The following is a 9661-nucleotide window of genomic DNA, read 5'->3' on the forward strand; positions in this document are numbered from 1 at the left end:
GCATCAGCCGCTGCTGTTCACTGTCCAGTGTCCGCAAAAACGCCGCATCGGCATTGAGCAACGGCACCGGCACCCGCAAGTCCAGCAGCGCCGGCAAGACCCGACTGATCTCCTTGTTACGCACCCAAGGCGCATATTCGATACGCGGCTGATCATCCGTGACCGGCAACGCGTCAGCAACAAAACGCTCCAGTCCTTGGCGATCTGTAACCCAGGTCGCCAGCAGGGTCGCCGCCGAATCAATACCCACCTCGCCCAGGGCGCTGCTCACGGATGCTTGTTCAAACCGCTGGCGAATGCGCGCCGTGTCCAGCTCGATAGGCTCCATGGAACCCACCAACAACATCTCGTGGAACTCGCTGGTCCACAGCGTGGCGTAAGGGAATACGTCAAGGAAGCTACGCACCAATGACTGCGAGTCCTCAATGTTTTGCGTCGGCAACGGCAGCCATTGGGCCAACAAGCCATGTTTCTCCAGGCGTCGGGCAGTCAGTTGGTAAAAGTCGCGGGAATACAGATTGACCACCCCGGCAGCGGAGGGTGGTGGCGGTTCCAGGGTGATCACGTCATAGGCCTGAGGATTGCGCAGCAGTTCCTGGCGACCATCCTGCAAGCGCACCTGCACGTCCGGATCGCTGGCGGCGTTGTAGTTGCCCTTGAACAGCGGTGCGGCTTGGATCACCGATGGCAACAGCTCGGCCACCACCCGTTGTTCAAGCTCCGGATAACGCAGCAGGGCACCCGCGGTGATGCCCGTACCAAAGCCGATCACCAGGGCCGAGCGTGGCTCGCCGTTGTGAATCAGCAACGGCAACAACGCCTGGATTCGCATGTACCGTAGCGACGGCATGGCATCGCCGGTGTTGGACACGCCCTGGATATACAGGCGGTGAAAAGTCCGGGCGCCCTGGCCTTGTGTCACCACGGCGACGGTGGCGCCACGTCCTTCCTGATAAAACGCCAGGCTGGCATTGCGTGCGCCAGGCAACAGTTTGGCGAGACGATCCGTAGGCGTCAGCAGGGCCACCGCCAACGACAGCAGCCCGAGGGCGACCACCGCCTGACGCCGGCCTTTTTTTACCCCGTGGCCACGGCGTACCGCGACATAACCCACGGCACCGGCAATCACCGCCAGCAGGCCCAGGGTGCGCACCAGCCCCAGCCACGGAATCAGCACAAAGCCGCAGAGCATCACCCCGACAATCCCGCCCAGGGTGTTGAACGCTACCACTGCGCCCACGTCCCGGCCGATATGACCGCCGCCGACACTCAGCCGCAGCGCCAGCGGAAACGCCGCCCCCAGCAGCAGGGTCGGTACAAACACGATGCACAGGGCTGCCACCGCAAAGCGCGCGCTCATCCCCGGCAGCTCACGGCCCCCCAGGCTCAGTACCAACGCTTCGGCTTGGGTTTGCAGCAGCACCAGCCAGTGGCCCAGCAGGGCGATTTCCAGCAGCGCCACCAACCCGGCGCCGGCGATCAACAGGCCGAACACCCCCCAGGGATCACGAATACGCTCGACCCGACGGGCCATCAGTTGACTGCCGATAAACAGCCCGGTCAGGTAGGTGGCCAATACCACGGCAAAGGCGTAGGTGCGGGTACTCATGAATTGCACGATGGACTGCGACCAGACCACTTCGTAACCCAGGGCCACGCCACCGGCGATGGCGTATAGCACCAGTGCCAGGCGTGCCGGTTGAGCCTTGGAGTGGGCGGTAACCGATACCGCACGATGACGCACGTACAACAAGGCGCCGACAGCGGCCAACAGGTTCAGCATGGCAGCCACCAGGGCACTGCCGCGCACGCCAAGCGTCGCGATCAGCACAAAGGCAGTAAGCAAGGTCCCGACAATCGCGCCGGCGGTATTGGCGGCATACAACCGGCCACCGGCCTGGCTCAGGCCCTTGGCATCGACGTTCAGCGCCCGTACCAGCACCGGCAGCGTGCCGCCCATCAGCAGTGCAGGCAGGCCCACCAGGGCGAAGGGCAGGAGCCAGGCCAACAGCCCGACGCGCTGCTCCAGCCAGGCAAACGGGCTGGCAGCCATGCTCAAGGCCAGCGTGGCGCTGACCCCCAGCACCGCCACGAGAATCTCCAGTACAGCGTAAAGCACCAACGGCCGGACGAGACGATCGGCCCAGCGTCCAAATACCAGGCCGCCCAAGGCCAGCCCTGCAAAAAACCCACTGATCCCGGTGGTGATGGCGTAGACCTCGACACCGACGACCAACGACAGTTGCTTGATCCATAGCACCTGATACACCAGGGCTGCGCCACCGGAGAGGAAGAGCAGCAGGGCGGGGATCAGGATGTTGGAAGTGGCCTGGGTTTCAGCCAGGGCAACGGGTTTGCTGGCGGTGCGTGAAGACATACGAATAGCCTTGTATAAACCTGCGGGAGTGCACACTGTTCAAGCCGGTGAAAACCTGTAGCCGCAGCCTCGTGCCTCGGCTGCGGCTACAAGAACTGCACTGAGCGTTATTGCGCCGGAGCCGCCTTCATTTTCTCGGCAATCTTCGCATCCACCGCCGCGCGGATCTGGTCGACGCTGAAGCTGGCCGGTTTCTGACTGGGTGGGTACTCAATAAAGGTTTCGAGGAACTTCGCCGATTTGGTCACCGCTTGCGCCACCAGGTACACGTTTTTTGTGGCCCAGTCGTAGTACTGGTCGGAAACGATGTCGGCCCGCTCATAGGGGTCCATTCTCAGGTTGAGAATTTTCGGCACCCTCAGGCACACGAACGGTTCGCTCCAGACCTTGAACCCACCGGGCGCACGCTGCTCGCAGAACACTGCTTTCCAGTTGCCGAAGCGCATCGATACCAGCACCCCATCATCGTTGAAGTAATAGAACTCGCTGCGTGCACCTTTGGGTTGTTGGCCGGTCAGGTAGGGCAGTTGGTTGTAGCCATCCAGGTGCACCTTGAAGTTGGCGCCGCCGGCCACGGGGGCCCAGCCCTTGAGCAACTTGTCCTTGACCTCGGTATCCCCCGCGGCCGCCAACAGCGTCGGGAACCAGTCCATGCCTGAGAGCATTTCATTGGAAACTTCGGCCGGCTTGATCTTGCCCGGCCAGCGGATCATTGCCGGTACGCGATAGGCGCCTTCCCAGTTGGAGTTCTTCTCGTTGCGAAACGGTGTGGTCGCCGCATCCGGCCAGGAGAACTGGTTGGGTCCGTTGTCAGTGGTGTAGACGACGATTGTGTTGTCGGCGATTTTCAGGTCGTCGAGGGTTTGCAGGAGTTTGCCCACATCGCCGTCGTGCTCCAGCATTCCGTCGGCGTAATCGTTGCCGGGCATGCCGCTCTGGCCTTTCATCGATTCACGCACGTGAGTAAACAGATGCATGCGGGTGGTGTTCATCCAGACAAAGAACGGTTTGTCGGCTTCGGCCTGTTTCTTGATGAACGCTTGGGCAGCGGCAGTGGTTTCGTCGTCGATGGTTTCCATGCGCTTGGTGGTCAAGGCGCCAGTGTCTTCGATCTTGCCATCGGCGAAGCTGTGGATCACACCTCTGGGCGAGTTGGCTTTAACGAACTCGGCGTCATCTTTGGGCCAATAAGGGCGCTCCGGTTCTTCTTCGGCATTAAGGTGATAGAGGTTGCCGAAGAACTCGTCGAAGCCGTGGTTGGTCGGCAAGTACTCGTCTTTGTCACCCAGGTGGTTCTTGCCGAATTGGCCGGTGGCATAACCCAGGGACTTGAGTGCCTGGGCAATGGTGATGTCGCGTTTTTGCAACCCCACCGAGGCTCCCGGCGCGCCGACTTTCGACAAACCAGTGCGCAACGGCGTCTGGCCGGTGATGAAGGATGAGCGTCCTGCGGTGCAGCTGTTCTCCGCGTAATAGTCAGTGAACATCATGCCTTCTTTGGCGATACGGTCGATGTTTGGAGTCTTGTAGCCGACCACCCCCATCGAATAGGCACTGATGTTGGTTTGCCCGATGTCATCGCCGAAGATCACCAGGATATTCGGTTTTTCGGCGGCCAAGGCGACGGCCGAGAACCCCATGACCGAGGCCGCCACCAGGGCGAGCTTCGGTAGCCACTTGCATCTGCGAGTCATATGACTTGCTCCTTTGTCAGCTGGGGTCGCATTGTCTGCGACCAACGTTTATCACAGTCCATCGCTACGTCTTTTCTTATTGCACCTGCACTTGCACAGCCGGTTCGAAGGGGTAGATCCGGCGCCATTCGGCCGTCATATCCACCACCGTCCAACCCTGTGTTTTTGCCTGGTCGAGCGCCTTGTCCAGGCGCCCGATCCTGGAATCACGGTCATAGGCCCATTCGCGCTCTGCGTCGGTGTGGTGCACCAGGCCCATGAAGCGTTTGCCCTTGCCAGCCGCCGTCCATTGCAGCATTTGCAGATCACCATCGGAGTTGCCGAAGGCGAGGATGGGCCGCTGGCCGATAATCCCGTCGATGCTTTCCGGTTTGCCCGGGCCGTCGTCGTTGTGGGCCAGTTTGGCGGTCCGCAGGATCTGTGGCTCGCCGTCCTTGATCTGGAACTGGGTGACGAACGTGGTGCCAATCACCTGTTCTGGCGGCACCCCGTACACCGCCAAGGCAAACGCGCGCATAAAGGCGGTGTCACCACCGGAGACGATGTAGGTCTTGAAGTCCTGGCTGCGCAGGTAGTCGAGCATTTCCAGCATCGGCTGGTAGATCATTTCGGTGTAGGGTTTGCCGGTTTTGGGATGACGGGCCTGGATCAGCCAGTTCTTCGCGTTCTCAATAAACGCCTCGGTACTGATCCCGGTATGAGTCGCTGCGATGATTTTCAGCAAACCTTCCATGCCACTCTGGGCCAGGGCTTGATGATCATTCTCCAATACGGCCTTGAACGGTTGAGTGGTTGCCCACTCCGGGTGCTGGGGCGCGAGGCGCTTGATTTCATCGAAGGCGAACAGCACCTGAAAGTACGCCGGTTGCTCACTCCACAGGGTGCCGTCGTTGTCGAACACGGCGATGCGTTCGGCGGGTTTGACGTAGTCCTTCGAGTTCCCAGCGGTGACCGCCTGAACGAACTCGATGATCTGCTTTTTGCTTGGGCCTTCGTTCCAGGAGGGGAGCGGGTCGACGGCCAACGCCAGTGAGGGAAGGGCCAACAGCAGCATCAGCGGCAAGGCATAACGGAGCGACGTCATGGGAAATCCTTTTCGTGACGGGGGTTCAGTGGTAGCAAGCGTAGTTGACGACACACCCGGCGCAATGCGCCGACGCCGCGTTGCCAAAGGGGTGGAACGCGAGGCCACAGCACCCGTGCCAGATAGACCAGTACGCCGACGGCCACCAGCGCGGTACCCCAGAACATCCCGTGACGCGACAGTTGCCAACGGCTGTGTTGGCCCAATTGCTTGAGGTCCTGGGCAATGGAAAAGGTCGGCGTGTAGCTGCTCGTCGCCAACGCTTGAAGGCTGACGGCCGGCAGTTGTGCCACTTGCAGGCGATGGTTGCGGCTGTCCCACCATTTCACGCGGATGGCGGGGAGTTGGTAGTGGCCGACGTGTTCGACGCGGTACACCTGTCGATCAATACGCTGGCCGCCGCTGATGTTGCCGCGACCGTCATCGAGGTTGCTGATGGTCGGCGATTGGGGATAGCGACGCAGGCCCTTGACCTCTGCCTGGAGGGGCGCCGGCAGTGACAGGCCAGGCGTGTTGTCGGCTTGCAGGGTCAGGGTGCGGGTCAGGCTGTCGCCCACGTTGAGGGGCGTCGCGGACGGGGTAATCGCCTGTGTCAGACGCAACCCTTGCGCCACCAGTACCACTTCGCCCGCCGCGAAGCCCGGCGGTCGGGTTGCCTGAAAGGACAGTGGCACGGTCTGGGCTTTCAGCGGCGCGCTGGCTTGCCCCGGCTGTGCGCTGATGGTCAGCGCGGGCACGTTGAAGCTTTGTGCCACGTCGGGAGTGATCCGGTAGCGGTAGCGCATGCCGTAGAAGGTCTGGCCATCAATCACCGGATTCAGGTGTTCGGACTCACCGTCCGGAGCTTGTACCCGTGCGCCGGGCAGTTGCAGGGCGGGCAGGGTGGCTGCGGCGGTGAACCAGGTGTCGGTGAGGACGTCGACCTGCAATTGCAACTGCTCGCCAACCACCACGTTACTGCCGGGCACCAACTGCGCCTGGACCTTGAGCTGCGGCTCAGCCGCCCATACAGAGAGCCCCAGCAATAAGGTGCAAAGGGCAGCGGCTACAGGTGTGGTGTTCATGGTTGTTGATCCTGCAAGCTGAACTTGCGCCGCAAGAAGTTCGCCGGCGAGGTGGTCAGGTTCTGCAGCCACAATGCATCGCTACTGGCCTGTTCCGTCTGGATCGCTTTGCTCTGGCCCTTGCCCGCTGCTTTGTCGAACTTGACCTCATCGGGTTTGACCTCGGGGGCGTTGTCCGAGGCGCTTTCGGTGTCTTTCTTCAAGGCCAGCGCCAGGGCCAGGTTGGCGCTGGCTTCGGGGAATTGTGGCTGTTGCTGTAACGCCTGCTGGTAGGCGGCGATGGCGTCATCGAACTTGAAACGCCGTACATGGATATTGCCCCGGTAGAACGCCGCTTGCGCCGTGTTGACCTGGGTAAAGCTGGTCAGCGCCAGGTCGTAGTCAGCAGCGTTGTAGGCGGCGATGCCTTTCCAATAAGGGTCGCTGAACAGCGCGGCGGCGGCGGGGTAATGATGGTGCTCGAAGGCCCAGCGGCCTTGCTGGTCAGGGGTGAGGAACGCGTCAGCCAAGGCGTTGGCCTGGGCCGGCGCCGGTTGCAGGAAGAACCCGAGCATCAATACAGCCGTCCAGTTCAGGCTCCAGCCCCGGCGTACACTGAACAGTGCCAACAACAGCAACGGCCAGCACAGCCAGTAGCCGACGTCTTTCCATTGCAACTGGCGCTGTTGTTCGTCGGCGTTCTGGAAGTGCTGTTGGGCGTGCAGTTCGATCCAGTCCAGGTCGTCGTCGTTGAGGGTCAGGCTGCCCAGAGGGGCGTCAGTGGCGGCGGCCAGCTGCTTCAAGGCGACGCTGTCGAACTGACTGCCGACGGCCAGCACGAGGACTTGCAATGGGCTGTCCGCCAGGTGTTTTTTCAGGCTGGGCAGTTGCGTAACGTCGGCGCCGTCGCTGATCAACAGCAACGTGCCGGGAGTATGCTCTGCGTCCAGCAGGCGCCTGGCTTGATCGATCACTGCGGCCACGTCCTTGCCCGGTTTGCTGATCAGGTCGGTGGCCAAGGCCTGGATAAAACTGTCCAGCAGCGCCGGATCATCAGTGGGCGGTAACACCAGATGGGCACTGCCGGCGTAGACGATCAGCGCAGTACGCGCGCCTTTGCGGCGTTGGACCAAGTCCTGCAGCATGTGCTTGGCGGCGCTCAGGCGCGTGGGCGGTACGTCGGCGGTGTCCATGGACGGTGACAGGTCGAGGGCGATGATCAGCGGCGCGCGGTTTTCCAGAAAGTCTGGGCGGTCCTGTTCCCAGGTCGGCCCGGCGGCGGCCAGCGCACCGAGTACCAGCAACGCGCTCACCAGATGCACCGGGCGCAGGTAATGGGGGTCGGCCGGGGTCAGCAGCAGGTGCGGCAACAAGTGCGGCGCGATATTGCTCCGCAGGCGCCGTTGCAGGTCCTGGCTGCGGCGCCACAGCAGCGGCAACAACAGGCCGATCAGCGCCAGCAGCAGCCAGGTCGGGCGCAGGAAGTGGAAATCACTGAGGTTGAACGTCATCGCGGACCTCCCGTTGACGAAGTCTCAGGTGAGGCCAGAGCGCCGCGACCACGTGATACAGCGCAAGCAGGCCAATGGCGGCACTCAGCGGCAACCAGAACAGATCACGCTTGGGCTGATGGCTCAGGGTCTTGACCTGATGCGGGGTGATTCGGTCCAGGGTGGCGTAGACCTGGTCCAGGGTGTCGCGGTTTTCGGCACGCAAATAACGCCCGCCGGTGGCTTCGGCGATTTGTCGCAAAGCGCCCAGGTTGACCCGGGCTTCACCCTCGGCTGTCGGGTCGCCAATGCCGATGGTATGGATCACCACGCCTTTGGCGGCCGCCATGCTCGCCGCATGGTCCGGGGTGATGGCGCTGCTGGTGTCGTTGCCGTCGGTGAGCAAGATCAGCACTTTCTCTTGTTCGTGAGCCTGGTCCAGCAGCTTCAGGCTCAGGCCGATGGCATCGCCAATCGCGGTATTGGGCCCGGCCATGCCGATGCCGCTGTCGTCCAGCAGCAGCGACAGGCTGGCGTGGTCCAGGGTCAGGGGCGCTTGGGGGTAGGCGCCGCTGCCAAACAGAATCAGGCCGAGGCGATCGTCTTTGCGGCGCTGGATAAAACCGTGGACCACCTGTTTGACGGCGGCCAGGCGGTCGATCTTCTGGCCGTTGGCGTCGGTAAAGTCCTGGGTCTCCATGGATTGGGAGATGTCGATGGCGAGCATCAAGTCGCGCACCGGTTGTTGCCGTTCGATGGGTTTTTCCACCCACACTGGGCGAGCGATGGCGAGCATCAGCAGCGCCCAGACCAGCAGGTTGAGCAGCAACTGCAAGTGATTGGTCCGCGTACCACGGGTGGCAGGTACCTGGCCCACGGCTTGGCTCATCGCGGCAAAAAACGGTACGCGTACGGCGCTGCGGGCCTCGCGGTATTCCGGCAAATAGCGGTAGGCCAGCCAAGGCAACGGCAGCAGGAGCAGCAGCCAGGGGTAATCAAGCTGCCACATGATGATGCTCCACCCAGGCTTTGCACTGGGCCAACAGCTGTTCACGTTGCACGCTGGATAACGATGCGGCGGGGCTGTAAGCCAGCTTCGCCAACTGCCGGCTGAAATCCTCGGGCAGCTCCACTGCGCCATGGCGTTGCAGGAAATCCTGCCAGCCGCTGCCGCTCAATGTCGGCACACGCTGGTGCTCTTCTGGTGCCAGCGGCATCGACAGGGCCACACGTTTGAGCAGTTCCGGCAGTTCGCGCAAATCCTCAAGGGCATTGAGCTGTACCAATGCCTCTCGACGGTAGGCATTGCGTCGCCAGCGTAACCACGCTTTGAACCCGAGCACGACCAACGCCAATACCAGCAGGCCCAGGATGGCGTACCAACCCCAGGTCTGCGGCCAGTAACTGACAGGGGCGGGCAGGCCCAACTCCTGGAGTTGTTCGATGCTGGGAACGTGGGCGTTCAACGGCGTGCACCATTGTGTTTGCCCAATTCGCTGCGCAGTTGTTCAGCGGCAGGCAGGGCGGTGCTGAACATCATCAGCGGCACCTGGCTGCGGCGCAGCAAACTGGCCACCGCCTTGAGCCGCCCGCCGAGAAAGTCTCCCAAGGGTTGGCGCACCTGATGTTTATGCACCGCCAGCTCCACTTGCAACTGGCCCTGGGTGACCAGCAGTTGGCCACGCTCAGGCACGTTCAGGGCCAACGGGTCGTAAACCTGCAGCGCAATCACATCGTTATGGGCTGACAACTGTCGCATCAGTTGCAGGGTGCGGTCACTGGCACCGGCAAAGTCACTGACGATGCAGATCATATGGTCATGCCCGGCCAGGGCCAGGCAGTGTTGCAGCACCTTGTCCAGTTGCCCGTCACCTTCACGGTCCGGGTTGGTTGCAGCCAAGGCCTGGTTCTGTTGGGTGATTCGGTTGCACAACGCCTCGACCCGCTTACGACTGCGCAATGGTGCGACGCTG

Annotated in this window: 8 protein-coding genes; all 8 read right to left on the reverse strand. The window is 62.0% G+C overall.

Annotation, left to right across the window (positions count from 1 at the left end):
- Positions 1–2377: fused MFS/spermidine synthase (locus tag GNF76_RS29085; RefSeq protein ID WP_155586486.1), on the reverse strand; the 2377-nt coding region annotated here is incomplete at its 3' end.
- Positions 2378–2484: 107 nt separating this feature from the next.
- A complete protein-coding gene (locus GNF76_RS29090) occupies positions 2485–4071 on the reverse strand; it encodes an arylsulfatase (protein WP_155586487.1) in 1587 nt (528 codons plus the stop codon).
- A gap of 76 nt (positions 4072–4147) precedes the next feature.
- Positions 4148–5155 carry an HAD family hydrolase gene (locus tag GNF76_RS29095; protein WP_155586488.1) on the reverse strand — a complete coding sequence of 336 codons (1008 nt, stop codon included), beginning with the start codon at positions 5153–5155 and terminating at the stop codon, positions 4148–4150.
- Entirely contained in the window at positions 5152–6219 is a 1068-nt protein-coding gene (locus tag GNF76_RS29100; RefSeq protein ID WP_155586489.1) for a BatD family protein, read from the reverse strand. Before GNF76_RS29100 ends, GNF76_RS29095 begins: the two co-directional genes overlap by 4 nt.
- A complete protein-coding gene (locus tag GNF76_RS29105) occupies positions 6216–7709 on the reverse strand; it encodes a vWA domain-containing protein (RefSeq protein ID WP_155586490.1) in 1494 nt (497 codons plus the stop codon). The genes GNF76_RS29100 and GNF76_RS29105 overlap by 4 nt, the downstream gene beginning before the upstream one ends.
- Entirely contained in the window at positions 7690–8697 is a 1008-nt protein-coding gene (locus tag GNF76_RS29110; RefSeq protein ID WP_155586491.1) for a vWA domain-containing protein, read from the reverse strand. The genes GNF76_RS29105 and GNF76_RS29110 overlap by 20 nt, the downstream gene beginning before the upstream one ends.
- Complete coding sequence (locus GNF76_RS29115; protein ID WP_155586492.1) at positions 8684–9154, reverse strand: DUF4381 domain-containing protein; 471 nt, start codon at positions 9152–9154, stop codon at positions 8684–8686. Before GNF76_RS29115 ends, GNF76_RS29110 begins: the two co-directional genes overlap by 14 nt.
- Positions 9151–9661 (reverse strand): DUF58 domain-containing protein (locus tag GNF76_RS29405; RefSeq protein WP_484573251.1); only part of this gene is annotated, 511 nt, incomplete at its 5' end. The genes GNF76_RS29115 and GNF76_RS29405, both read right to left, overlap by 4 nt.

It is taken from the genome of Pseudomonas spelaei, from assembly GCF_009724245.1.
In the GTDB taxonomy this organism is placed as follows: domain Bacteria; phylum Pseudomonadota; class Gammaproteobacteria; order Pseudomonadales; family Pseudomonadaceae; genus Aquipseudomonas; species Aquipseudomonas spelaei.

What these genes read in the sequence shown, in the direction of transcription:
- GNF76_RS29090 (WP_155586487.1), bottom strand. Translation starts at nt 4,071, where the DNA reads ATGACTCGCAGATGCAAGTGGCTACCGAAGCTCGCCCTGGTGGCGGCC.
- GNF76_RS29095 (WP_155586488.1), bottom strand. Translation starts at nt 5,155, where the DNA reads ATGACGTCGCTCCGTTATGCCTTGCCGCTGATGCTGCTGTTGGCCCTT.
- GNF76_RS29100 (WP_155586489.1), bottom strand. Translation starts at nt 6,219, where the DNA reads ATGAACACCACACCTGTAGCCGCTGCCCTTTGCACCTTATTGCTGGGG.
- GNF76_RS29105 (WP_155586490.1), bottom strand. Translation starts at nt 7,709, where the DNA reads ATGACGTTCAACCTCAGTGATTTCCACTTCCTGCGCCCGACCTGGCTG.
- GNF76_RS29110 (WP_155586491.1), bottom strand. Translation starts at nt 8,697, where the DNA reads ATGTGGCAGCTTGATTACCCCTGGCTGCTGCTCCTGCTGCCGTTGCCT.